At 62.8% G+C, this 23,592-nt stretch carries 20 protein-coding genes; 16 read left to right on the forward strand and 4 right to left on the reverse strand.

All coding sequences use genetic code 11. The features are described 5' to 3' along the window. Positions 1 to 8: 8 nt before the first annotated feature. The 13 genes from hisS (at position 9) to BLW71_RS02715 (ending at position 15,064) form a co-directional block, all read left to right on the forward strand. Entirely contained in the window at positions 9 to 1,349 is a 1,341-nt protein-coding gene (gene hisS, locus BLW71_RS02655) for a histidine--tRNA ligase (RefSeq protein ID WP_091792928.1), read from the forward strand. Positions 1,350 to 1,427: 78 nt separating this feature from the next. Next, entirely contained in the window at positions 1,428 to 2,057 is a 630-nt protein-coding gene (locus tag BLW71_RS02660; RefSeq protein ID WP_091792930.1) for a YfgM family protein, read from the forward strand. An 86-nt stretch (positions 2,058 to 2,143) separates the two neighbouring features. Further along, the gene (bamB, locus tag BLW71_RS02665) at positions 2,144 to 3,289 is read left to right on the forward strand and encodes an outer membrane protein assembly factor BamB (protein ID WP_091792932.1); all 1,146 of its coding nucleotides are present in this window, start codon (positions 2,144 to 2,146) and stop codon (positions 3,287 to 3,289) included. A gap of 447 nt (positions 3,290 to 3,736) precedes the next feature. Continuing rightward, complete coding sequence (der, locus tag BLW71_RS02670; protein WP_091792934.1) at positions 3,737 to 5,074, forward strand: ribosome biogenesis GTPase Der; 1,338 nt, start codon at positions 3,737 to 3,739, stop codon at positions 5,072 to 5,074. 153 nt (positions 5,075 to 5,227) lie between these two features. Next, the gene (gene hfq / locus BLW71_RS02675; protein ID WP_006051315.1) at positions 5,228 to 5,464 is read left to right on the forward strand and encodes an RNA chaperone Hfq; all 237 of its coding nucleotides are present in this window, start codon (positions 5,228 to 5,230) and stop codon (positions 5,462 to 5,464) included. A gap of 30 nt (positions 5,465 to 5,494) precedes the next feature. Then, the gene (hflX, locus tag BLW71_RS02680) at positions 5,495 to 6,709 is read left to right on the forward strand and encodes a GTPase HflX (RefSeq protein ID WP_177204955.1); all 1,215 of its coding nucleotides are present in this window, start codon (positions 5,495 to 5,497) and stop codon (positions 6,707 to 6,709) included. Between the two features lie 49 nt (positions 6,710 to 6,758). After that, a complete protein-coding gene (gene hflK, locus BLW71_RS02685) occupies positions 6,759 to 8,159 on the forward strand; it encodes an FtsH protease activity modulator HflK (protein ID WP_091792936.1) in 1,401 nt (466 codons plus the stop codon). Between the two features lie 12 nt (positions 8,160 to 8,171). Beyond that, on the forward strand, positions 8,172 to 9,074 hold the full coding sequence (hflC, locus tag BLW71_RS02690; RefSeq protein ID WP_091792938.1) for a protease modulator HflC: 903 nt from the start codon (positions 8,172 to 8,174) through the stop codon (positions 9,072 to 9,074). Between the two features lie 44 nt (positions 9,075 to 9,118). Continuing rightward, positions 9,119 to 9,310 (forward strand): DUF2065 domain-containing protein, encoded by a 192-nt coding sequence (locus tag BLW71_RS02695; protein WP_012433522.1) that lies wholly within the window; start codon positions 9,119 to 9,121, stop codon positions 9,308 to 9,310. 289 nt (positions 9,311 to 9,599) lie between these two features. Then, entirely contained in the window at positions 9,600 to 10,751 is a 1,152-nt protein-coding gene (locus BLW71_RS02700) for an ATP phosphoribosyltransferase regulatory subunit (protein WP_091792940.1), read from the forward strand. Positions 10,752 to 10,955: 204 nt separating this feature from the next. Then, the gene (locus BLW71_RS02705) at positions 10,956 to 12,302 is read left to right on the forward strand and encodes an adenylosuccinate synthase (RefSeq protein ID WP_091792942.1); all 1,347 of its coding nucleotides are present in this window, start codon (positions 10,956 to 10,958) and stop codon (positions 12,300 to 12,302) included. Between the two features lie 3 nt (positions 12,303 to 12,305). Further along, positions 12,306 to 12,896 (forward strand): phosphoribosyltransferase, encoded by a 591-nt coding sequence (locus tag BLW71_RS02710; protein WP_091792944.1) that lies wholly within the window; start codon positions 12,306 to 12,308, stop codon positions 12,894 to 12,896. Positions 12,897 to 13,177: 281 nt separating this feature from the next. Next, positions 13,178 to 15,064, forward strand: a complete 1,887-nt coding sequence (locus tag BLW71_RS02715) for a potassium transporter Kup (RefSeq protein ID WP_091792946.1) — start codon at positions 13,178 to 13,180, stop codon at positions 15,062 to 15,064. Positions 15,065 to 15,258: 194 nt separating this feature from the next. Here BLW71_RS02715 and BLW71_RS02720 read toward each other — a convergent pair whose 3' ends face one another. Then, positions 15,259 to 17,601, reverse strand: a complete 2,343-nt coding sequence (locus tag BLW71_RS02720; RefSeq protein ID WP_091792948.1) for a Tex family protein — start codon at positions 17,599 to 17,601, stop codon at positions 15,259 to 15,261. Between the two features lie 164 nt (positions 17,602 to 17,765). Continuing rightward, positions 17,766 to 17,966 carry a hypothetical protein gene (locus BLW71_RS02725; protein WP_091792950.1) on the reverse strand — a complete coding sequence of 67 codons (201 nt, stop codon included), beginning with the start codon at positions 17,964 to 17,966 and terminating at the stop codon, positions 17,766 to 17,768. On the opposite strand from BLW71_RS02725, the gene BLW71_RS02730 reads away from it, so the two are divergent. The 3 genes from BLW71_RS02730 to yoaA all read left to right on the forward strand — a co-directional run bounded on the left by BLW71_RS02730 (position 17,965) and on the right by yoaA (position 21,662). After that, the gene (locus tag BLW71_RS02730) at positions 17,965 to 18,999 is read left to right on the forward strand and encodes a hypothetical protein (RefSeq protein ID WP_353615878.1); all 1,035 of its coding nucleotides are present in this window, start codon (positions 17,965 to 17,967) and stop codon (positions 18,997 to 18,999) included. The genes BLW71_RS02725 and BLW71_RS02730 overlap by 2 nt on opposite strands. A 127-nt stretch (positions 19,000 to 19,126) precedes the next feature. Beyond that, the gene (locus BLW71_RS02735) at positions 19,127 to 19,345 is read left to right on the forward strand and encodes a DUF465 domain-containing protein (RefSeq protein WP_007181361.1); all 219 of its coding nucleotides are present in this window, start codon (positions 19,127 to 19,129) and stop codon (positions 19,343 to 19,345) included. A gap of 64 nt (positions 19,346 to 19,409) precedes the next feature. Continuing rightward, positions 19,410 to 21,662, forward strand: coding sequence for a DNA repair helicase YoaA (gene yoaA / locus BLW71_RS02740; protein ID WP_091792952.1), 2,253 nt, complete (start codon positions 19,410 to 19,412; stop codon positions 21,660 to 21,662). A 156-nt stretch (positions 21,663 to 21,818) separates the two neighbouring features. Here yoaA and BLW71_RS42075 read toward each other — a convergent pair whose 3' ends face one another. Both BLW71_RS42075 and BLW71_RS02755 read right to left on the reverse strand, forming a co-directional pair. Further along, positions 21,819 to 22,094, reverse strand: coding sequence for a hypothetical protein (locus BLW71_RS42075; protein ID WP_091792954.1), 276 nt, complete (start codon positions 22,092 to 22,094; stop codon positions 21,819 to 21,821). Positions 22,095 to 22,326: 232 nt separating this feature from the next. Next, on the reverse strand, positions 22,327 to 23,586 hold the full coding sequence (locus BLW71_RS02755) for a cupin domain-containing protein (protein WP_091792956.1): 1,260 nt from the start codon (positions 23,584 to 23,586) through the stop codon (positions 22,327 to 22,329). Positions 23,587 to 23,592: the final 6 nt, after the last annotated feature.

The following is a 23,592-nucleotide window of genomic DNA, read 5'->3' on the forward strand; positions in this document are numbered from 1 at the left end:
ACATACAGATGACTGAACAGAAGAAAAAGCTCGACAAGCTGTCCGGCGTGAAGGGCATGAACGACATCCTTCCGCAGGAAGCCGGGCTGTGGGAATTTTTCGAAACGACCGTCAAGTCGATGCTGCGTTCGTATGGATACCAGAATATTCGTACGCCGATCATCGAGCATACGCAGCTGTTCAAGCGCGGTATCGGCGAAGTGACCGACATCGTCGAGAAAGAGATGTACAGTTTTACGGACGCGCTCAACGGTGAAAATCTGACCATGCGCCCGGAGAACACGGCGGCGGTGGTGCGCGCGGCGATCGAACACAACATGCTGTACGACGGCCCGAAGCGCCTGTGGTACATCGGCCCGATGTTCCGTCACGAGCGTCCGCAGCGCGGCCGCTATCGCCAGTTCCATCAGGTCGGCGTGGAAGCGCTGGGCTTTGCCGGTCCGGACGCGGACGCGGAAATCATCATGATGTGCCAGCGGCTGTGGGACGATCTCGGGTTGATGGGCATCAAGCTCGAACTCAATTCGCTGGGTCTCGCCGAGGAACGCGCGGCCCATCGCGTCGAGCTGATCGCGTACCTCGAAAAGCACATGGACGTGCTCGACGAAGAAGCGAAGCGCCGTCTCTACACGAACCCGCTGCGCGTGCTGGACACGAAGAATCCGGCCATGCAGGAAGTCGCGCAGAACGCGCCGAAGCTGATCGATTTTCTCGGCGAAGAATCGCGCGCGCACTTCGAAGGTCTGCAGCGCATTCTGAAAGCGAACAACATTCCGTTCACGATCAATCCGCGCCTCGTGCGCGGTCTCGATTACTACAATCTGACCGTGTTCGAATGGGTGACCGACAAGCTCGGCGCTCAGGGTACGGTCGCGGCCGGCGGCCGTTACGATCCGTTGATCGAACAGCTCGGCGGCAAGCCCACGGGAGCATGTGGCTGGGCAATGGGCGTCGAGCGGATCCTCGAGTTGCTGAAAGAAGAGCAACTTGTGCCGGAAGACGAAGGGTGCGACGTGTACGTGGTCCATCAGGGCGACGCGGCGCGTGAGCAGGCCTTCATCATCGCCGAGCGTCTGCGCGATACGGGCCTCGACGTGATCCTGCATTGCAGCGCCGACGGTCAGACGGCCAGCTTCAAATCGCAGATGAAGCGTGCCGACGCGAGCGGCGCGGCCTTCGCCGTGGTGCTCGGCGAAGATGAGATCGCCAATGGCACAGTCGGTGTGAAGCCGCTGCGCGATACAAATGCTAACGGCGGTAAAAACGAGCAACATAACGTGCCCGCCGAAGACTTGACCGAATTTCTAATCAATGCGATGGTTGCAACCGCCGAAGACGGCGACGACTGATCGCGATGTCGTCGAGCCGGTTGGTTCGCAATCAGGCTCGACACGCACACGTAGCAAGAAAGAGGAAATCGCCGGGCAATGAGTTACCACGACGAACAAGAATCGATTGAAAGTCTGAAGGCATGGTGGACGCAGTGGGGCAATGCAACCACATGGATCGTGCTGGTAGCACTGGTGGCCGCGGCCGGCTGGAACGGCTGGAATTTCTGGCAACGGCGCGAGGCGGCGGAAGCCGCCGTGCTGTATGACCAGGTGCAGCAAGCCGTGGCATCGGGCGACAAGGCGAAGATCACCCGCGTCGCCGCCGACATGGAAGACAGGTTCAGCCGCACCGCGTATGCACAGATGACCGCGCTGGGCGCGGCCAAGGCGCTGTACGCCGCGGGCGACGAACCGGCCGCGAAGGCGCAACTGCAATGGACCATCGATCACGCGAAAGATGACGAGTTCAAGCAGATCGCCAAACTGCGCCTCGCTTCGCTGTTGCTCGACGACAAGGCCTACGACCAGGGTCTGGCGCTGCTCGCCGAACCGCAGTCCGACGCGTTCAAAGGCATCGTGGCGAACGGCCGCGGCGATCTGCTCGCCGCTCAAGGCAAGCGCGACGATGCGCGTGCGGCTTACAAGCTCGCGCTCGACTCGCTGTCGAAAAACGATAGCTCGGCACGCCAGTTGATTCAGTTCAAGCTGGACGCGCTGGGCGGCTGATCGCCGCATGTCAGCGCCATAATCGGCGCCGCGTGTAACGACCAACCGGTCTCCTTTAACTAATTTCCTGAATGCTTCGTCCACCGATGAATCTGCTGAAACGTTACGCTGTGCCCGTTGCCTGTGCGATGACCGTCCTTACCATGGCGGCTTGCTCATCCACGAAAGACGAGCGCCGCGTGCCGACGCCGCTCACCGAGTTCAAACCCGTGCTCGACGTGCAGCAGGCCTGGAAGGCGAGCGTCGGTAAGGCGGGCCGCTATCTGTTCTCGCCGGTGGCGGTTGGCAATGCGGTGTACGCGGCTGGCGCGAACGGTTCGGTGGCGAAGATCGACGCGCAAACCGGGCAGGACGTGTGGCGTGTCAAGCTGCACGACGACCTCTCGGCAGGTGTCGGCAGCGACGGCACGCTCACTGCTGTCGGCGGCCTGAAGGGCGACGTGTACGTGCTCGGGGCGGACGGCAAGCAACTCTGGACCGCCAAGGCGCCAGGCGAGATCATTTCGCCGCCGCTCGTCGGCAACGGACTCGTGGTGGTGCGTACGGTCGACGGCCAGATCGTCGCGTTCAATGCGCAAACCGGCGAGCAGAAGTGGAACTACCGCAACCGCGCGGTGCCGCTCAATCTGCGCGTGTCGTCGGGCATGACCTTCGCGGGCGACGCAGCCGTGCTGGCCGGTTTCCCGGGCGGCGCGTTCGCGGCAATCAACCTGCAGACGGGCGACAACTACTGGCAAACGCCGGTGTCCTATCCGAAGGGCGTGACGGAAGTAGAGCGGATCAACGACGTGACCGGACCGCCCACGCTGGTCGGTTCGGAAACCTGCGCCGTGACGTTCCAGGGGCAGATTGGCTGTTTCGACGCGAACTCGGGCCGCGCGGTGTGGGAAAAGGCGTTTTCCAGCACGAGCGGTCTGGCGCAGGATGACCGCGCCGTGGTCGCGGCGGACGACTGGTCGGTGGTGTCGGCGTTCGACGTCAGCAGCGGCGCGCCGCTGTGGAAGAACGACAAGCTGAAGAATCGCGACCTGAGCGTGCCGTTCATTCTGGGTCACGCTGCGGTGCTGGGCGACTACCAGGGTTACGTGCACTTCCTGTCCCGCGACGACGGCACGCTCGTCGCCCGCCTGAAGACCGACGGCAGCCCGATTACCGCGGCACCGGTGCTGGCCGGCGAGACGCTGGTGGTGCTGACGCACGACGGCGATCTGTACGGCTACCGCCCGCGCTGATCGCGCGGGGAGGCAATCGCCGTTGAGCGTGCAGGCCGGCTTCGCCGGCCGTACGCGTTTTAGAAGAGTGTGTTGCAGGGCAGAGTAAGTAGAAGAATTGCGCCGGACTGGCTGGTCCGGCAAGTCGGATCAGACATGGCACACGGGCCCACGTGGCCATCGGTGGCTGCTTGCGGCGCCACCATCGGCGGCATCTTCGCAAATATCGCGGAGCGTCGTATTCGAATTGGCGTGCGAGCCGTCGAGCAGGAAAGACCAGACCTGGCGGCCCCTTGGCGCCGCCCCATACAGCCAAACCCCCGTCCGCCCGGGTGCGCATATTGACAGCACATCCGGGGCTGGCCGAATTCGTGATAATTTTCGTCAAACGCTGCCGTGTAGCGGCCGCATGGCGTCGCTACGCGGACGGTCGATTTCGATCCCGCGTTTCACCGTGAACAACATCTGATGAAACCCGTTATTGCCCTCGTCGGGCGCCCCAATGTGGGGAAATCCACGCTGTTCAACCGTCTCACGCGTACGCGTGATGCGCTGGTTGCCGACCTGCCCGGTCTTACCCGCGATCGCCATTACGGCGAAGGGCGCGCCGGCGACCGGCCGTATCTGGTCGTCGATACTGGGGGTTTCGAGCCGGTCGCGAAAGACGGCATCCTGCACGAAATGGCGCGTCAAACCCGCCAGGCGGTCGAGGAGTCGGACATCGTCGTGTTCATCGTCGACGGTCGCAATGGCCTCGCGCCGCAGGACAAGTCGATTGCGGACTACCTGCGCAAGGTCGGCCGGCCGATCTTCCTCGTCGTCAATAAGGCCGAGGGCATGAAGTACAGCACGGTCGCCGCCGACTTCTACGAACTCGGTCTGGGCGACCCGCGTGCGATTTCCGCGGCGCACGGCGACGGCGTGACGGAGATGATCAACGAGGCGCTCGAAGTCGCGTACGCCGGTCAGCCGGAAGAAAGCGACGAAGAGAAAGAAACGCGTGGCGTGAAAATCGCGATCGTCGGCCGTCCGAATGTCGGCAAGTCGACCTTGATCAACGCGCTGGTGGGCGAAGAGCGCGTGATCGCGTTCGACATGCCCGGCACCACGCGCGATTCGATCTACGTCGATTTCGAGCGAGGCGGCAAGCCGTACACGCTGATCGACACGGCCGGTTTGCGCCGCCGCGGCAAAGTGTTCGAAGCGATCGAGAAATTCTCGGTGGTGAAGACGCTGCAATCGATCTCCGACGCGAACGTCGTGATCCTGCTGCTCGACGCGCGCCAGGACATCTCGGAGCAGGACGCGCACATTGCGGGCTTCGTGGTGGAGCAGGGCCGCGCGCTGGTGGTGGGCGTGAACAAGTGGGACGGGCTCGATCCGCATGTGCGCGAGCGCACCAAGGCGGACCTCGAACGCAAACTAAAATTTCTCGACTTCGCCAAATTCCATTTCATTTCCGCTGCGGAAAAAACCGGAATCGGCCCATTGATGCGCTCGGTGGACGACGCGTACGCAGCCGCCATGGCCAAGCTGCCGACGCCGAAGCTCACGCGCGCGCTGATCGATGCCGTTGAATTCCAGCAGCCGCGCCGGCGTGGTCCGGTGCGCCCGAAACTTCGTTACGCGCACCAGGGCGGACAGAATCCGCCGATCATCGTGATTCACGGCAATGCGCTCGACGCGATCACCGAAACGTACAAACGCTACCTCGAAAACCGCTTCCGGGAAACTTTCAAGCTGACTGGGACTCCATTGCGCATAGAGTTCAGATCGTCGACGAACCCTTACGCGGATAAAGGCTAAATCCAGGCTGAAACCCGCGTGTGTGCTGGCTTTGGCCGCCTGGCCAGGTCGCTCGCGCAAAAATGAAAATCGGCTATAGTGTAGCGGTTGACGGCGGATCTCTTTTTCTTCGTCGTCAATTAAGTCAACCTGCAAAAAAATACGGAGTTTGCTATGAGCAACAAAGGGCAATTGTTACAAGACCCGTTTTTGAACGCACTGCGTAAAGAGCATGTGCCGGTGTCGATCTACCTGGTCAACGGCATCAAGCTTCAAGGGAACATCGAATCGTTCGACCAGTACGTCGTGTTGCTCCGGAATACGGTCACCCAGATGGTCTACAAGCACGCAATCTCGACTGTCGTGCCAGCCCGCCCGGTGAATTTCCACCCGGATTCCGAACAGTCCTAACCCCCGTCGCGGCCGGCGTAACGTCGCCCGTTGGCGATTACTTCCGGCCGCCTCATTTTGATACCCTCCAATTTGATCAATGCAGCGCTTGTCGGCATCGACTTCGGTAAGATCGATTTCGAAGCCAGCCTAGAAGAACTCAGCCTGCTCGCGCAAAGCGCGGGCGCGAATCCCTTAGTCACCCTCACCGGGCGCCGGTCCAGTCCCGACGCGAAGATGTTCGTCGGCAGCGGCAAGGCCGAAGAGCTGCGTCTTGCGTGTGAGGCGAACGACATCGAACTCGTCATTTTCAATCACGCTCTGGCGCCTGCGCAGCAGCGCAATCTGGAGCAAGCGCTTAATCGGCGCGTGATCGATCGCACCAGTCTGATCCTCGATATTTTCGCGCAACGCGCCCGCAGCCACGAAGGCAAGCTGCAGGTGGAACTCGCGCAACTGCAGTATCTGTCCACGCGGCTAATCCGCGCATGGACTCACCTGGAGCGGCAAAAAGGCGGTATCGGTTTGCGCGGCCCGGGTGAAACGCAGCTCGAAACGGACCGCCGTTTGATCGGCGAGCGCATCAAGGCGCTCAAGACGCGGCTCGAAAAACTGCGCCGTCAGCATGGCACGCAGCGCCGCGCGCGCAGCCGCAATCAGACCATGTCCGTGTCGCTCGTCGGTTACACGAACGCGGGCAAATCCACGCTCTTCAACGCGCTCACCAAGGCTCAGGCGTACGCCGCCGACCAGTTGTTCGCGACGTTGGATACGACATCGCGGCGCGTCTATCTCGGCGACGAAGCGGGGCAGGTGGTGGTGTCCGACACGGTCGGTTTCATCCGCGAATTGCCTCACCAACTCGTGGCGGCGTTTCGCGCCACGCTCGAAGAAACGATTCACGCCGACCTGCTGCTGCACGTGGTCGACGCGTCGAGCGCGGTGCGGCTCGATCAGATCGATCAGGTCAACGAGGTGTTGCACGCAATCGGTGCGGACACGATCCGGCAGGTGCTCGTCTTCAACAAGATCGACGCGGTGCCGGAGTTGGCGGCCCGTGGGGACGCGGTTGAAAGGGACGAGTATGGTAATATTTCGCGCGTCTTTTTGAGCGCGCGCACGGGGCAAGGGCTAGACACACTGCGCGCTGCCATCGCTGAAATCGCTACTGCCGAACCTCTTCCCGAAACGCTGGTCGATCTCTCGGAAGAAGACCGGTCGGCAGCACCACGCGACGACCGCAAGGTCCCAGAACTCGGGCATTGACCCGTTCCAATTGCACTGACCCGCTGTCTACTCTGGTGAACGAACACAGGTGAACGATTACAACGAGCGGAGTATCTGGCTGCGCATGCGCGCCATGCTTTCACTGAACGATCCGCGCTGGGGCCGTGGGGATGGCAATGGCGAGCGGCAACGTCCAAACGAGCCTAAGCGTCCACCGACCAAGGACGGTGAAGGCCCGCCCGATCTCGACGAGATGTGGCGCGATTTCAACCGCCGTTTGAGCCGCGTGTTCGGTCGCAAGGGTGGCGGCGCGGGTGGCGGGCGGCCGGACAACGGTCGTGGCGCGCGCATTGGCGTGGGCATCGTGATCGGCGTGCTGCTGGCCATTTATCTCGGCAGCGGCGTGTTCGTCGTGCAGGACGGCCAGGCCGGGGTCGTGATGCAGTTCGGCAAGTATCGCTACACGGCAGGTCAGGGCGTGCACTGGCGTCTGCCGTATCCGTTCGAAGCGCATGAGCTCGTCAATATCGGTCAGGTCCGCCAGGTGGAGATCGGCCGCAACAACGTGGTGCGTCTCGCGAATGTGAAAGACGCGTCGATGCTCACGCACGACGCGGATATCGTCGACGTGCGCTTCGCCGTGCAGTATCAGGTGAAGAAGCCGACCGACTACCTGTTTCGCAGCGTCGATCCCGATCAGGGTGTGATGCAGGCTGCTCAGGCGGCGGTGCGCAGCATCGTCGGCGCGCGCAGCACCAACGACATTCTCTATCAGGATCGCGAAACAATTCGCCAGCAACTGATCGCGGCGATCCAGCAATCCCTGGATGAATATCAGTCCGGACTCGCCGTGACCGGTGTGACGATCCAGGGTGTGCAGGCGCCTAGCCAGGTGCAAGCCGCGTTCGACGACGCCGCGAAAGTCCGTCAGGAAAACGAGCGGGCGAAACGCGATGCCGAGGCCTATGCCGCGGATCTGTTGCCGCGCGCGCAAGCCGACGTGGCGCGCCAGATCGACGAAGCGAAAACGTACAGCGACAAGACGGTGGCCCAGGCGCAAGGCGACGCCGAACGCTTCAAGCAGGTCTATGCGCAGTACTCGAAAGCGCCCGCTGTGATTCGCGAGCGCATGTATCTGGAAACCATGCAGCAGATCTATTCGAATACGACCAAGGTGTTTGTGGATAGCAAGAGCGGGAACAACGTGCTGTATCTGCCGCTCGACAAGCTGGTCGAGCAAACCCGCCAGCGTGTGTCCGAGGCTGCTGCCGCTTCAGGCACCGCGGCCGCTGCCGCGCCGCAAGCGGCGAGCGCTGCCGCGTTGCCGTCGGCCACGCCGTCGGCCGCCCCGTCTGCCTCCGCAACCGGCACCGCAGCCTCCGCGCCGGCGGCGGTCGCCACGCCCGCCAGCCAGGCCGCAGCCAGCAGCGACGCGCTGCGTTCACGCGACTCCTTCCGCAGCCGTATGCGCGAAGACGACGTTCAATAAGGAGCGCACATCATGAACAAGATCATTGCGCTCGTCGTCGCTATCGTCATCGTGCTGTTTGCCGCTTCGTCGATGGTGTTCGTCGTCGATCAGCGGCATCTGGCTGTCCTGTCGTCGCATGGCGACAAGGCGCCGAGCCTGCTCGGCCCCGGCTTGCACGTCAAACTCCCGCCGCCGTTGCAAACGGTCACGCTGGTCGATAACCGTATCCAGTCGCTCGACGCCCCGGACGAAGACCGCTACGTGACGTCCGATAAAACCGATTTGCTGGCGAACCCGGTTGTCAAATACCGCGTGACCGATCCGCTCAAGCTGCTCGCCGAAACGCGAGGAGATGCGCAGAGCCTGCCGGACCGGCTCGCCTTGCTGTCGCGCAGCGCGCTTGGCGATGCGTTCGCGAAGGTCACGCTGTCCGACGCGCTGGCCCGTCAGCAGGCCGTCGCCGACGAAGCGCGCACCGCCATGGACAAGGCCGCGGCGTCGCTCGGCGTGTCGGTGGTCGACGTGCAACTCACGCGTGTCGACTTCCCCGCGTCGATGGCCGATTCCGTCTACAAACGGATGATCGCCGCACGCCAGCAGATCGCGGCCGACGAACGTGCGAAGGGCACGGCTGAGGCCGACAAGATCAGGCAGGACGCGCTCGGCCAGCAACAGGCGGTTCTCGCGGACGGTTATCGTCAGGCGCAGACCATCAAGGGCGAGGGCGATGCCAAGGCCGCGGAAATCGCCGCCGAAGCGTACGGCGCCGACCCGCAGTTCTACCAGTTCTATCAAAGCATGCAGGCGTACAAGAACACCTTCAAGCCGGGCGACGTGATCGTGGTCGACCCGAGCAGCGAGTTCTTCCGCTTCATGCGTAGCCCGACCGGCGGCGCAGCCCCGGACGCTCCCGCGGTCCCGCGCAAACACTGATAACCGGAGCGCCGCGGCATCCGCATCGCGGCACCTTCATTCGCATGGATATAGCCGGCTCGTTACTGCTCGCGATCGCGTTGATGCTGATTATCGAAGGCATGTTTCCCTTCGTTTTTCCGAGCGCCTGGAGCGACACGTTCCGTAAAATAGCGGAACGTCCGCCGCATCAGATTCGTGTGGGCGGCCTGATCGTGATGGTGCTCGGGCTGATCCTGCTGTTTATCGTGACCTGAAGGGGCCTGCTATTGCGGGCGGGCTGACAGGCTGCGCAGGCTGCCCGCGCTCGAGCGCGAATGTGCGCCGTTGCGCGCCAGTACCTGAGGGTTCTGAACGCCGCGTAGTGCAGCGCCCAGCGGCCAAAAGCCGCAAGCGGTCGCCGCAGGTAATTGCAGCGACCGTGCAACGACCACGCAACGCCCGCGCAACGCCCGCGACAGCCGCCAAAATCGAGCCGCCGCCCGCCATTCACACTCACTTACCGGCGCACCCAGACGCCGTGTTCAACGTCGTAGGACTGTATCGATGTCGACCTGGTTACTTCCCGAGAATATTGCCGACGTGCTGCCGTCGGAAGCCCGTAAGATCGAAGAGTTGCGGCGCCATTTGCTGGACCGTTTCCGTTCGTACGGCTACGAAATGGTCATGCCGCCGTTGCTCGAGTACATCGAGTCGCTGCTTACGGGCGGCGGTCACGATCTGAATCTGCGCACCTTCAAGCTCGTCGATCAACTGTCGGGACGCACGCTCGGTCTGCGCGCGGACATTACGCCGCAGGTCGCGCGAATCGACGCGCATCTGCTGAATCGCCAGGGCGTGACACGCCTTTGCTACGCGGGCAACGTCGCGCATACGCGGCCGCGCGGCCTGCACGCCACGCGCGAGCAGATCCAGATCGGCGCGGAAATCTACGGCCACGCCGGCCTCGAAGCGGACCTGGAAATCCAGCAATTGATGCTCGACGCACTGCGTCTGGCGGGCCTCGCGAAAGTTCGCCTCGATCTGTGCCACGCGGGCGTGCTCGCCGCGCTGATCGAAGCCGAACCGGCCGCGGCCGAGCTCGGGCAGTCGCTCTACGACGCGCTCGCGGGCAAAGACGTACCGCGCCTCGTCGAACTCACGGCGAACCTGACGCCGGCGATTCGCGACGCGTTGCGCGCGCTGCCCACGCTGTACGGCGACGCGTCCGTGCTCGACGAAGCCCGCGCGCGCTTGCCGAATATGCCGGCCATTGCCCGTGCGCTCGACGATCTCGCGTTCCTCGCGAGCCAGGTGGAGGGCGCCGAAGTGATGATCGATCTCGCGGATCTGCGCGGCTATGCTTATCACAGCGGCGTGATGTTCTCGGCGTATGTGGACGGCGTGCCGAATGCAGTAGCGCGCGGCGGCCGTTACGACCACGTGGGTCAAGCGTACGGCCGCGCACGGGCGGCCACGGGCTTTTCGCTCGATCTGCGCGAGGTGGCGCGGATTTCACCGGTCGAAGCGCGCAGCAGCGCGATTCTCGCGCCGTGGCAGCATGACGAGGCGCTGCGCGTGAGCGTCGCCGCGTTGCGAGATGCCGGCGAGGTGGTGATTCAGGCGCTGCCCGGCCATGAGCACGATCTGGACGAATTCGCGTTCGACCGTGTGTTGATCGAGCGCAACGGTAATTGGGTCGTCGAACCGCGCGCCTGAGCGCGTTCCGGCAGACCCGCCCGAGGGCGATCCTCAGGGCATGTCAGACGGCGTCGAATGTGTCGCCGAAGCAGGGCGCGGCCAGTGGCCGCGCTACTTTCGCCATACCCACCATAACGTGCATACCGTTGAGCGGAAACGGAAAAATTCGGAAGGTTCCGCGAACATAGGTAGAATACGTTTTTAACCAGCTTACGAAACAACATGTCTGCCAGCGCAGTGAATGTGAACCCCGGGCGTAACGTCGTCGTCGTGGGGACCCAGTGGGGTGATGAAGGCAAGGGCAAGATCGTCGACTGGCTGACGGACCACGCTCAAGGCGTCGTTCGCTTCCAGGGCGGTCACAATGCCGGTCACACGCTTATCATCGGCGGCAAGAAAACCATCTTGCGTCTGATTCCGTCGGGCATCATGCATCCCGGCGTCGCGTGCTACATCGGCAATGGCGTCGTGTTGTCGCCGGAAGCGCTCTTCAAGGAAATCGGCGAGCTCGAAGCCGCCGGGGTCGATGTCCAGAATCGCCTCTTCATTTCCGAAGCCACCACCCTGATCCTGCCGTACCACATCGCCATCGACCAGGGCCGCGAAGCGCGCCGTGGCGCGGGCAAGATCGGCACCACCGGCCGCGGCATCGGCCCGGCGTACGAAGACAAGGTGGCGCGCCGCGGTTTGCGCGTGCAGGACCTGTTCGAGCCGGAGACCTTCGCCGAACGTCTGCGTGAAAACCTCGACTATCACAACTTCGTGTTGACGCAATACCTGGGTGTCGCCGCTGTCGACTTCCAGCAAACGCTCGACACGATGCTCAGCTATGCCGACCGTCTGAAGCCAATGGTGACGGACGTGTCGCGCCGCCTGTACGACGCGAACGCTAACGGCAGCAACCTGCTGTTCGAAGGCGCGCAAGGCACGCTGCTCGACATCGACCACGGCACGTATCCGTTTGTCACGTCGAGCAACTGCGTGGCCGGCGCGGCCACGGCGGGCGCGGGCGTCGGTCCGCAAAAGCTGAACTACATTCTCGGCATCACCAAGGCGTATTGCACACGCGTCGGCTCGGGCCCGTTCCCGAGCGAACTGTACGACGCGGACAACGCCGCCCGTCAGGAAGCGATCGGCCTCGAACTGGCCACCGTCGGCAAGGAATTCGGCTCGGTCACCGGCCGTCCGCGCCGCACCGGCTGGCTCGACGTCGCCGCGCTGCGCCGTTCGATCCAGATCAACGGCGTGTCGGGTCTGTGCATGACCAAGCTCGACGTGCTCGACGGTCTGGACGAAGTGAAGCTGTGCGTCGGCTACACGGTCGACGGCCAGCATGTCGACCTGCTGCCGCGTGGTTCGTCGGAAGTCGCGCGCTGCGTGCCAGTGTACGAAACCTTCGCGGGCTGGAAGGAAAGCACGGTTGGTATCAAGGAATGGGACAAGCTGCCGGCGAACGCGCGTGCGTATCTGTCGCGCGTGCAGGAAGTCGCGGGCATTCCGATCGACATGGTGTCGACCGGTCCGGATCGCGACGAAACCATTCTGCTTCGTCATCCGTTCAAGGTTTAAGCCATGGTGCAAGGTGTACCCATGATTGCGATGAAAGATCCGCGCAACGACGACAAGAACCTGTGGGTCGGCTGGGACGAGTATCACCGGCTGATCGAAATGCTCGCGTTGCAGGTGCACGAGTCGGGCTGGAAATTCGACAAGATCCTGTGCCTCGCGCGCGGCGGTTTGCGCGTCGGCGATCAGCTCTCGCGCATTTACGATCTGCCGCTGGCGATTCTTGCCACGAGTTCGTATCGTGAAGCGGCCGGCACGGAGCAGGGCGAACTCGATATCGCGCAATACATCACCATGACGCGTGGCGAACTGCACGGCAACGTGCTGCTGGTCGACGACCTGGTGGATTCGGGCGTAACGCTCGCACGTGTTCAGCAGCATCTGAAAGAGCGTTATCCGGCGATCACCGCGGTGCGTTCGGCGGTGCTCTGGTACAAGGGCTGCTCGAAGGTGAAGCCCGACTACCACGTGCAGTATCTGCCCACCAATCCGTGGATTCATCAGCCGTTCGAGGAATGGGACACGGTTCGTCCGCACAACCTCGGCGCATGGATCAAGCGTGGCACGGCGCAAGCGCAGGAGTCGTCGGAGAAGTGATGCGAACTTCGGCGCCGAAATCGTTGCGTCGTCCCCCGCGTTGTCTCGCAAAACGGAGCTCATTGGGCTCCGTTTTTTTATGTGCGCGCCGTGCGCGCGTGCTTCGCAAACTGCGCATCGGCGATGCCGCTAATACGGCCCGCCCAGCAGACGCGCCCATATCGCGGTGCTACACTTCGCGGACCATCTCGTGGTGTATCCACAACAAGCCGGGCGGCGTCAGGCGGGCAGTTTAGAATAGCGGTCGCTTTTTCGCCCAGGGAACGGATTTCCTCGCGTTTATGACAGATAACAATCACGAGCACAAACAGCCTCTGCCTTCCCTCGCCATCGCTGCGATCGGAGTGGTATTCGGCGATATCGGCACGAGCCCGTTGTACTCGCTGAAGGAAGCCTTTAGTCCATCCCACGGCATTCCGCTGACCGAGCAATCCATTCTGGGCGTGATCTCGCTGTTGTTCTGGGCGATCGTGATCGTGGTCGGCATCAAGTACGTGTTGTTCGTGATGCGCGCGGACAATAACGGCGAGGGCGGTGTTCTCGCGCTGATGGCGCTGGCGCTGCGCTCGCTCGACGAGAAGTCGAAAATGGCCGGCTTGCTGATGATGCTCGGCATCTTCGGCGCCTGCATGTTCTATGGCGACGCGGTGATCACGCCGGCCATTTCGGTGATCTCGGCCGTAGAAGGTCTGGAGATTGCGGCGCCAAATCTGTCGCATCTGGTGTTGCCGCTGACCATCGTGATCCTGATATTGCTGTTCTGGATTCAGCGGCACGGCACGGCCATGGTCGGCCGCCTGTTCGGTCCGATCATGGTGCTGTGGTTCGTGGTGCTCGCGGCGCTCGGCCTGTGGCACATCCTGCAGTCGCCGAACGTGATCCGCGCGCTGAACCCGTACTACGCTTACAGCTTCATGGCCGCGCACGTGCTGCAGGCCTATGTGGTGCTCGGCTCGGTGGTGCTGGTGCTGACCGGCGCCGAAGCTTTGTACGCCGACATGGGCCACTTCGGCGCGAAGCCGATTCGCATGGCGTGGTACGTGCTCGTGATGCCGTCGCTGGTGCTGAACTATTTCGGCCAGGGCGCGCTGCTCATGCACGATCCGAAAGCGATCGAAAATCCGTTCTTCCTGCTCGCGCCGGACTGGGCGTTGCTGCCGCTCGTGGTGCTGTCCACGGTCGCGACGGTGATTGCCTCACAGGCGGTGATTTCCGGTGCCTATTCGCTCACGAGCCAGGCGATCCAGCTCGGCTACGTGCCGCGTATGAAGATTCTGCACACGTCTGAATTGGCGATCGGCCAGATCTATGTGCCGGTGGTGAACTGGATGCTGCTGTTCATCATTCTGTGCATCGTGATTGCGTTCAAGAGTTCGGACAATCTCGCGGCCGCGTACGGTATCGCGGTGACGGCCACCATGGTGATCACCACGGTGCTCGCCTGCGTCGTGATGGTGAAAGTGTGGAACTGGAACAAGCTGCTGGTGGCGCTGATCATCGGCGTCTTCATGACGGTGGATCTGGGCTTTTTCGGCGCCAATCTGCTGAAGGTCGAGGAGGGCGGCTGGCTGCCGCTCGGCATCGGCGCGTTGCTTTTCTTCCTGCTGATGACCTGGTACAAGGGGCGCATGATCGTCAAGGAACGCACGGCGGCCGACGGTATTCCGCTCATGCCTTTCCTGCAGGGGCTGCTCGCGCATCCGCCGCATCGCGTATCGGGCACGGCGATCTATCTGACCGGCAGCGATTCGCTCGTGCCGGTGAGTCTGCTGCACAACCTGAAGCACAATAAGGTGCTGCACGAGCGCACCATTTTCCTGACCTTCGTGACGCGCGACATTCCGTACGTGAACGACGCGGAACGTGTGACGGTCAAGGATATCGACGGTGGCCTGTATCTCGTCAAGGCGGCCTACGGCTTCAACGAAACGCCGGACGTGAAGGCGGTGCTGCTCGAAGTCGGCCGCACGCATGACATGACTTTTGAATTGATGGACACGTCGTTCTTCCTCGCGCGCGAAACGGTGGTGCCGACGCAGTTGCCGGGCATGTCGGTGTGGCGAGAGCGCGTGTTCGCGTGGATGCACCAGAATGCCGCGAAGCCGACGGACTTCTTCAGTATTCCGGCCAACCGGGTGGTGGAGTTGGGGACGAAGATTGAGATCTGACGGTCGCCGTTGATTCATGAACGCCCCAGATGCCGGGGCAAAAAAAAATACCCACGCGAATGCGTGGGTTTTTTTATGTGCCGCATGTTCGGCTGAGTCAAATTGCGCAGTGCTCTGCACCGCGGTTTACCGTGCTCGACAAGCGCAACGTGCACTACAAGCGCATGAAAAAATCACGCGCTTAACCAGCGATCTTACTTCTGCTTGAGCTTGGCGAATGCAGCCGCCATCGCGCCGCCTGCTTCTGGTTCACGTGAACGCTGTTGCGGCGCACCGCGTGCGCCGCCTGAGCGACCCGCGCCGCGATCCTGCTGGGCACCACCGCCGCTGCGCGCCGAAGCCGCACCGACTTCGTCGTCCATGCGCATGGTCAGCGCAATACGCTGACGCTTCACGTCGACTTCGAGCACCTTCACTTTGACGATCTGGCCGGCCTTGACGACTTCGTGCGGGTCCTTGATAAACTTCGTCGACATAGCCGATACGTGCACCAGACCGTCCTGATGCACGCCGATGTCGATGAACGCGCCGAACGCCGCCACGTTCGTCACGACGCCTTCGAGCACCATACCCGGCGTCAGGTCGCTGACCTTCTCGACGCCTTCGCGGAAGGTCGCCGTCTTGAACTCGGGACGCGGATCGCGGCCCGGCTTTTCGAGTTCGAGCAGAATGTCGCGCACGGTCGGCAGGCCGAAACGATCGTCGACGAATTCCGCGGGCGACAGGCCGCGCAACGCGTCGCGGTTGCCCAGCACTTCGCCGACGTGCTTGCTGATTTTCGCGAGCATGCGTTCGACGACCGGATACGCTTCCGGGTGAACCGACGAGCGGTCGAGCGGATTCTCGCCATTGTTGATGCGCAGGAACCCGGCTGCCTGCTCGAACGTCTTGTCGCCCAGACGCGGCACCTTGCGCAAATGTTCGCGCGACGGGAACGGTCCGTTCGCATCGCGATAATCGACGATGTTGCGCGCCAGCGTGGCATTCAGACCCGAGACGCGGGCGAGCAGGGCGACGGACGCCGTGTTCGCATCCACGCCGACGGCGTTTACGCAGTCTTCGACCACGGCATCCAGCGAACGGGCCAGTTCGCGCTGGTTCACGTCGTGCTGATACTGGCCGACGCCGATCGCCTTCGGTTCGATCTTCACGAGTTCCGCGAGCGGATCCTGCAAACGGCGCGCGATCGACACCGCGCCGCGCAGCGACACGTCCATGTCGGGGAATTCCTTCGCCGCGAGTTCGGAGGCGGAGTACACCGACGCGCCGGCTTCGGACACTACGATCTTCTGCAGCTTGAATTCCGGATGACGCGCGATCAGTTCGCTCGCAAGCTTGTCCGTTTCACGCGACGCCGTGCCGTTGCCGATGCTGATCAGTTCGGCCTGCGTCTGCGCGCAGAGGCGCGCGAGTTTCGCGATCGAGCCGTCCCAGTCGCGGCGCGGCTCGTGCGGATAGATCACGTCGGTGGCGAGCACCTTGCCGGTTCGGTCAACCACGGCGACCTTCACGCCGGTGCGCATGCCCGGGTCGAGGCCGATCACGGCCTTCGGTCCGGCGGGCGCGGCCAGCAGCAGGTCCTTCAGATTGCGCGCGAACACGCGGATCGCTTCGTGCTCGGCTTCGTCGCGCAGATTGGTCAGCAGTTCGTTTTCGATGTGCGGCTGTACCTTCACGCGCCAGCACCAGCGGCACACGTCGGAGAGCCACTTGTCGGCCGGACGGTTCTGATTGGCGATACCGAAGTGGCGCGCGATCAGCGCTTCGCCCGGATGCGGCACCTGCGCGTCGAGTTCCTCACCGAGGCCCAGCTTGACCATCAGCACGCCCGCATTGCGGCCGCGGAACAGCGCCAGCGCGCGATGCGACGGCACGGTGCGGATGGTTTCCGCATAGTCGTAGTAGTCGCGGAATTTTTCTTCTTCGGCGTTTTCCTTGCCTTCCACCACTTTCGACGACACCACGCCCTGATTGAACAGGTAATCGCGCAGCTTGCCGAGCAACTCGGCGGTTTCGCCGAACTGTTCGGAGAGAATGTCGCGTGCGCCGTCGAGCGCGGCCTTGACGTCGGCGACGCCTTTTTCGGCGTCCACGTAGGCGGCGGCTTCGGTTTGCGGGTCGAGCAGCGGATTGGCGAGGAGCGCGTCGGCGAGCGGCTGCAGGCCGGCTTCACGAGCGATCTGCGCGCGTGTGCGGCGCTTAGGCTTGTACGGGAGATACAGGTCTTCCAGCACCTGCTTGCTGTCGGCGCCTTCGATCGCCGCGCGCAGCTCGTCGGTGAGCTTGCCCTGTTCGTCGATGCTGGCGATGATCGCGGCGCGCCGGTCTTCCAGCTCGCGCAGATACAGCAGGCGTTCCTCGAGGTTACGCAGTTGCGTGTCGTCGAGATTGTCGGTCACTTCCTTACGGTAGCGGGCGATGAACGGAACAGTCGCTCCTTCGTCGAGAAGTTGCACCGCGGCCGCGACCTGGCGCGGCTGGACGGACAGTTCGGCGGCGATGCGCTGTACGATCTTGAGTGCTACGGTTTCCGTCATAAGGTCTTGGTGTTCCTGCGGACTCAGTTCAGGGGCCGCGCGCTAACCGCACATGTGGGCACGTTAGGGCAAATGAGGCACGTGGGGCACGTCCGGGCTCGCCGGGCGTGCGCGCTGCGACCAGGTTGCTGGAGCGGGGCATTTTGCCATAAATGCAAAAGGGCTCAACCGCAGGGTGATAGAATTTCGGGCATGTTCCGCTGACCCTCTACGACGTTGCCGATCTCCTTGTCCCTCAACCGCCTGGGCTCCCGCTTGGTCTCTCGCTTGACACCGCGCTTGGCATCGCGCTTGACTCCATTGCCGCCGTTTTTATCGTCGCGTTTCTTATCGCGCTCGCTGATGCGTTCCGTGCTGCGTTCCATGCCGCATTTTTCGGCGCGTACGTTGCGCTCACCGCTCGGCTCGCTCGTGGCGGCTTCGCGCCCGGTGTTCAGGTCCGCGTTCCTTTCTAATGGCGTATTGCTCGCGTCGTGTGCGTCGTGCGTTCTCGCCACCGCGCTGGCCGCGCCCCTTCCGGCGATGGCTCAGTCCGTGCTGCCGGCAAGCAGCAGCGCCGCGCGGCCCGCGGGCGCGCTCGCCCCGGCCGCTGCGTCGGGCGTGGGGGCCATGAGCGCCACGAATGCGCAGGGCGGGACGAACGCCGGCGGTACGGACAGCGCCGGCAATGCGGCCTCGCCGAACAGTGGCTTCGACGCCCGGCAGAAAGTCCTGGATCAGCGCACGGAGGAGAACAACTATCGCTATGGCGTCGCGGAACACGACTGCTACAGCAAGTTCTTCGTCAACTACTGCCTGAACAAGGCGCGCGACAGCATGCGCTCGGTGCAGGCCGACATCCGCAAGGAACAACTTGCGCTCGACGGTGAGCAGCGCACGCAGCGTGCCCGCGACCGTGACGAGCAGGCCGCGCTCAAGCGTGCCCAGGAAGAAGCGGGCGCGCCGCAACGCGCCGCCGAAGACGCGCGCAACGCGCAGGCATACCAGGACAAGCAGCGCCAGCATCAGCTCGATCAGGCGCAGCGCGCCGCCGAGGCGCCGCAGCGCAGCGCGAATGAGCAGGCCTATCAGCAGAAGCAGCGTCAGCATGCGCTGGATCAGGCGCAGCGCGGCGTCAGCCCGTCGCAGGCCGCCGCCAACCAGCAGGCGTACGATCAGAAGCAGGCCGACTTCCAACGCAAGCTCGACGAGGCGCGTGCGCAAGGTGCGCAGAAGGCGCAGGAGCGCGTGCAGAAGCAGCAGAGCTTCGAGAAGAAGCAGGCCGACGCGGCGCAGCACAAGGCCGATGTGGAAGCGCGTCAGAAGCAGGCGGCGGAGAAAGCCGAGCAGAAACGTCAGGACGCGTTGAAACAGCAGCAGCTCGAAGAGCAGCAAAAGCAGCAGCAACAACAGCAGTAAGCGTGCTGGAATGGGCCCTGAGCGTGTGTGGCAGGGCCGTAGTCGCCGTAATGCGTTTTAAGCCGGACAGCAACCTCAGGTATCGGGCTGCACACGCCGCCCGCTCCGTAGACGAGAGGAGGCGAGTATGCGCGATCAACATCACGTCATCAACGCGGACACACTTCGCGACCGTATTCTGCAACTGGAATCGGAGCATAGTGGGCTCGATCGCCTGATCGACCGAATGTCGGATGAGCCCGGCATCGACGACTTCGAGTTGCAGCGCCTGAAAAAGCGCAAACTCAAAGTCAAGGACACCATCATCTTGCTGCAGTTGCAGCTCGAACCGGACGCACGCGCCTGAGTTCGCGGCCTGGCAGGCGCCGGGCGCGCGCCGCGCGAGCCGGACTTTGCAGGAAACGCTTGCCTTGAATTCACCGCTTGAAACTTCATCCCGTGCCACGCCGGGCGACGACGCAGCCGGAGCCAATGCGCCGGCGCCGCGTCCTGTCGCGTCCGCACTGAGCGCGTCGCTGAATCCGCGCCGCGTCGTTGAACTGGACGAGATCTTCGCCGACAACGGCTTGCTGGCCCGTCAGATCGACGGCTACCGCTCGCGGGCGTCGCAGATCGAAATGTCGCGCGCCGTGGCTGCGGCCATGGAAGCGTCGGGCCGCGCAATGCCCGAGCCCGCGATGTTCGAGGCGCAGAAGCGTCCGGCACGGCGTCTGCAGGCACCGGGCGCGGACGCCACCGCCGAGGCTGCGGAGAGCGCCGAATCGGGCGGGCTCGACGGCAGCGAAAACACGCTGATCGTCGAAGCGGGTACAGGCACGGGCAAGACCTACGCGTATCTCGTGCCGGCCATGCTGTGGGGCGGCAAGGTGATCGTCTCCACCGGCACGAAGCATCTGCAGGACCAGCTCTTTCAGCGCGATATTCCGACCGTGCGCGATGCGCTCGCGGTGCCGGTATCGGTCGCCATGCTCAAGGGCCGCGCGAATTACCTGTGCCACTACTATCTGCAGCGCACCGCGGATAACGGCCGTCTGCCGTCGCGCCAGGAAACCTCGTATCTGCAGGATATCGTGCGTTTCGCGAAGATCACGCGCACTGGCGACAAGGCTGAACTCGCCAGCGTGCCCGAAACGGCGGCGGTGTGGTCGATGGTCACGTCGACGCGCGAAAACTGTCTCGGCCAGGAGTGTCCGCATTACAAGGACTGCTTCGTAATGCAGGCGCGCCGCGAGGCGCAGCAGGCGGATATCGTGGTGGTCAACCACCATCTCTTTTTCGCCGACATCATGTTGCGCGATACGGGCATGGCGGAACTGCTGCCCACCGCCAACACCATCATTTTCGACGAAGCGCATCAGTTGCCCGAAACGGCGACGCTCTTTTTCGGCGAGACGCTTTCGACCACGCAGTTTCTCGAGCTTGCTCGCGATTCGGTGGCCGAAGGTTTGGGCCATGCGCGTGAAACGGTCGACTGGGTCACGCTGGGCTCGACGCTCGAACGCGCAGCGCGCGACGTCCGGCTCGCGTTCAAGGAAGACTCGGTGCGCCTGTCGATCGGCCAGTTGCCGGACGACCACCCGCTGTTCCCCGCGCTCGAAACGCTCGAAACCGAACTCGACGCGCTCGCGTCCGCGCTGGCGGGTCAGGCCGAGCGCGCTGAATCGATCGGCGCGTGTCTGCGCCGTGCGCGCGAACTGCAGGGTGTGCTCGCCGGCTGGACTACGCCGCCCACGCAGACCGAGCGCGAGGCCGCCGACGCCGCTTCGGCCGACGGTAAGGCCGAGCGCGCCGACCCGAATGAAAAGGTGCGCTGGATCGAAGTCTTCTCGCATACCGTGCAGTTGCACGAAACGCCATTGTCGGTTGCGCCGATCTTTGCGAAGCAGCGCGCCGGCGTGCCGCGTGCGTGGATCTTCACGTCGGCCACGTTGTCGGTGCGCGGCGATTTCACGCACTACGCCGCGCAAATGGGCCTGAACGCGAAACGTTCCATGACGTTGCCCAGTCCCTTCGATTATCCGACTCAGGGGCTGCTGTACGTGCCGCGCAATTTGCCGCAGCCGTCCTCGCCGATGTTCACCGACGCCGTGTTCGACGCCGCGTTGCCGGCGATCGAGGCATCGGGCGGCGGCGTCTTCATGTTGTGCACGACGCTGCGCGCCGTGGACCGCATCTCAGCCAAGCTGCGCGACACGATCGAAGCGCGTGGCTGGGACTATCCGCTGCTCGTGCAGGGCGATGCAAGCCGCACCGAATTGCTGGATCGTTTCCGGTCTTACGGCAACGCGATTCTGGTGGGCAGTCAGAGCTTCTGGGAAGGGGTGGACGTGCGCGGCGACGCATTGTCGCTGGTAGTGATCGACAAGCTGCCGTTTGCGCCGCCCGACGATCCTGTTCTGTCCGCACGTCTCGACGCGCTGACCAAGAAAGGCTTGAGCCCGTTCGCCGTGCATCAGTTGCCGCAGGCCGTGATTACGCTGAAGCAGGGTGCGGGGCGCCTGATTCGCGCTGAGACCGATCGAGGCGTGCTGATGATCTGCGACACGCGTCTCGTCGATAAACCGTATGGACGCCGTATCTGGCAGAGCCTGCCGCCATTTAAACGCACACGTGAGATCGAAGTCGTGCGCGAGTTCTTTGAAGAGAATCAAACAGCGGGTTAATAAGCCAATCGGAATCAATGAGCGCCGTTGTAAAAAGCGGCGCTTAAATGACAAAACGCCACGGATGTGAATCCGTGGCGTTTTGCTTTACTGCCCGGGAAACCGCGAAGATTTCCCGATGCAGTTTTCGCCCAGAGGCGAACCCTATGCAGCAGCTTACTGGCTTGCGCCCGAAGCCGGAGCAGCAGCCGAAGCAGCAGCGTCCGAAGCAGCAGCGCTTGCGTCCGAAGCAGCGGTCGTAGCCGAAGCAGCAGCGTCGCTCGCAGCAGCAGCAGCACCCGAAGCAGCAGCAGCCGAATCCGAAGCTGCAGCAGCCGGTGCCGAAGCAGCAGCTGCGTCGCTAGCCGGGGCAGCGGCTTGGTCGTTGCTCTTGTTGCATGCAGCCAGTGCCACAGCTGCCAACAGGGATGCTACGAGGAGGGATTTCTTCATGATCACGTCCTTTTATGGTTTAAAGGTAAGCAACAGCGCAAAATAAAACCGGTAATGTGCTCCAACACCGACCTGGGCCGCTGGTGGAGACGCTCTTTTGACGAGCTGGAATCTTCCCTACGGCTTGGGCGGAAATTATATGCACTTTCGTACTGACAATCCATAAATCCGGGGTCAATACGTTGTCTTTCTCATACAAAATTTCACTGTACGGTATAGCAGGTAGGCGGAGTTACGCAAGCTCGCCCACTTGTATCCAGCCCGCACAATACCACTCGTGTAGCCGTGCTGTCACCGACGAATCGTGTGAGAGTGTTACAAAGCGTTTCGCACTCATACAGCGGTGATCGGCGAGGTCAAACAACCACTTTTTTGCGCCATCGAATGACGTTTCCTCTCCATTTATGAAGAAAAAACGGCGGTTGTACAACAAATTGGTCTTGCGGTCCAGCCGAATACCTGACTTCAAAGCCTGACTGATGAAACGTGCTTCATTAAGCGGCCTTTGCGGCGGATCAAAGACGACACTCGGCTTGGGTTCGCTGAGATACGTGCCAAGGAACGACGCAATATCCTGCTCTTTCCATTTAATGCCAGCAAGGATTGCGCCAACCCTTTCAACGAGCGCCGCCGGCAGTTCAGCCGGACGGTCCACAGCGGGCTGCTGCGGATCACGGTAAAGCGCTCCCGCATTGCCCGACGACTCGCCGCGCTCGGCCAGATGATAGAGGAACTGCGCGGTCAATTCGTTTGCGGACGGGGCGCGAAAACCGATCGAGCAGGTCATGCATTCGCCTTCGGCAACTCCGTCGTGCGCGATGTGCGGCGGCAGGTACAGCATGTCGCCCGGTTCGAGCAACCATTCCTCTTCGGCCTGGAAATTCTGTAAAACTTTCAAAGGCAAGCCGGCTTGCAGTGTCAGATCTTTCTGCGCGCTAATGCGCCAACGCCGCTTGCCTTTTACTTGCAAAAGAAACACATCGTAGGAATCGAAGTGGGGGCCTACGCCGCCACCGTCACTTGCATACGAGATCATCAGGTCGTCCAGACGTGCGTCCGGCACGAAGCGGAAGCGGTCGAGCAGGGCGCGCGCGCGATCGTCGTAGAGATCCACACCTTGCACGAGAAGCGTCCATGCGCGCTGCTTCAGCGAAGGCAGTTCGTCAGGCGCGAACGGACCGTGCTCCAGCTGCCATTTATTGCGGAAATGCGTGACCAGACGTGCTTCGACTTCGTCCTGATCGGCCAGCTCGAAAAATTCTTCTCGCGAGAGCGGCGCCTCGACATTCGGGATCGCCTGGCGAATCAGCAGCGGCTTCTTCTGCCAGTAGCGGCGCATGAATTGCGACGGCGTCAGATTGCCGAGCAGCGGTGTAGGCGTGTCCGGCGCGGGCGGCAGAACCGGAAGAGCGGACAGAGCCGGCTTTGAAGCCGGCGACGAATTCCGTGCCGATGCAGCGTCGGCCGGGTGGTCAGTGGGCCGCTTGGGCATCGTATA

Origin of the sequence: Burkholderia sp. WP9 (assembly GCF_900104795.1) — a bacterium.
Lineage (GTDB): Bacteria > Pseudomonadota > Gammaproteobacteria > Burkholderiales > Burkholderiaceae > Paraburkholderia.

Coding starts and splice junctions, on each gene's coding strand:
- hisS (WP_091792928.1), top strand. CDS start 9: ATGACTGAACAGAAGAAAAAGCTCGACAAGCTGTCCGGCGTGAAGGGC.
- BLW71_RS02660 (WP_091792930.1), top strand. CDS start 1,428: ATGAGTTACCACGACGAACAAGAATCGATTGAAAGTCTGAAGGCATGG.
- bamB (WP_091792932.1), top strand. CDS start 2,144: ATGAATCTGCTGAAACGTTACGCTGTGCCCGTTGCCTGTGCGATGACC.
- der (WP_091792934.1), top strand. CDS start 3,737: ATGAAACCCGTTATTGCCCTCGTCGGGCGCCCCAATGTGGGGAAATCC.
- hfq (WP_006051315.1), top strand. CDS start 5,228: ATGAGCAACAAAGGGCAATTGTTACAAGACCCGTTTTTGAACGCACTG.
- hflC (WP_091792938.1), top strand. CDS start 8,172: ATGAACAAGATCATTGCGCTCGTCGTCGCTATCGTCATCGTGCTGTTT.
- BLW71_RS02695 (WP_012433522.1), top strand. CDS start 9,119: ATGGATATAGCCGGCTCGTTACTGCTCGCGATCGCGTTGATGCTGATT.
- BLW71_RS02700 (WP_091792940.1), top strand. CDS start 9,600: ATGTCGACCTGGTTACTTCCCGAGAATATTGCCGACGTGCTGCCGTCG.
- BLW71_RS02705 (WP_091792942.1), top strand. CDS start 10,956: ATGTCTGCCAGCGCAGTGAATGTGAACCCCGGGCGTAACGTCGTCGTC.
- BLW71_RS02710 (WP_091792944.1), top strand. CDS start 12,306: ATGGTGCAAGGTGTACCCATGATTGCGATGAAAGATCCGCGCAACGAC.
- BLW71_RS02715 (WP_091792946.1), top strand. CDS start 13,178: ATGACAGATAACAATCACGAGCACAAACAGCCTCTGCCTTCCCTCGCC.
- BLW71_RS02720 (WP_091792948.1), bottom strand. CDS start 17,601: ATGACGGAAACCGTAGCACTCAAGATCGTACAGCGCATCGCCGCCGAA.
- BLW71_RS02730 (WP_353615878.1), top strand. CDS start 17,965: ATGCCGCATTTTTCGGCGCGTACGTTGCGCTCACCGCTCGGCTCGCTC.
- BLW71_RS02725 (WP_091792950.1), bottom strand. CDS start 17,966: ATGGAACGCAGCACGGAACGCATCAGCGAGCGCGATAAGAAACGCGAC.
- BLW71_RS02735 (WP_007181361.1), top strand. CDS start 19,127: ATGCGCGATCAACATCACGTCATCAACGCGGACACACTTCGCGACCGT.
- BLW71_RS42075 (WP_091792954.1), bottom strand. CDS start 22,094: ATGAAGAAATCCCTCCTCGTAGCATCCCTGTTGGCAGCTGTGGCACTG.
- BLW71_RS02755 (WP_091792956.1), bottom strand. CDS start 23,586: ATGCCCAAGCGGCCCACTGACCACCCGGCCGACGCTGCATCGGCACGG.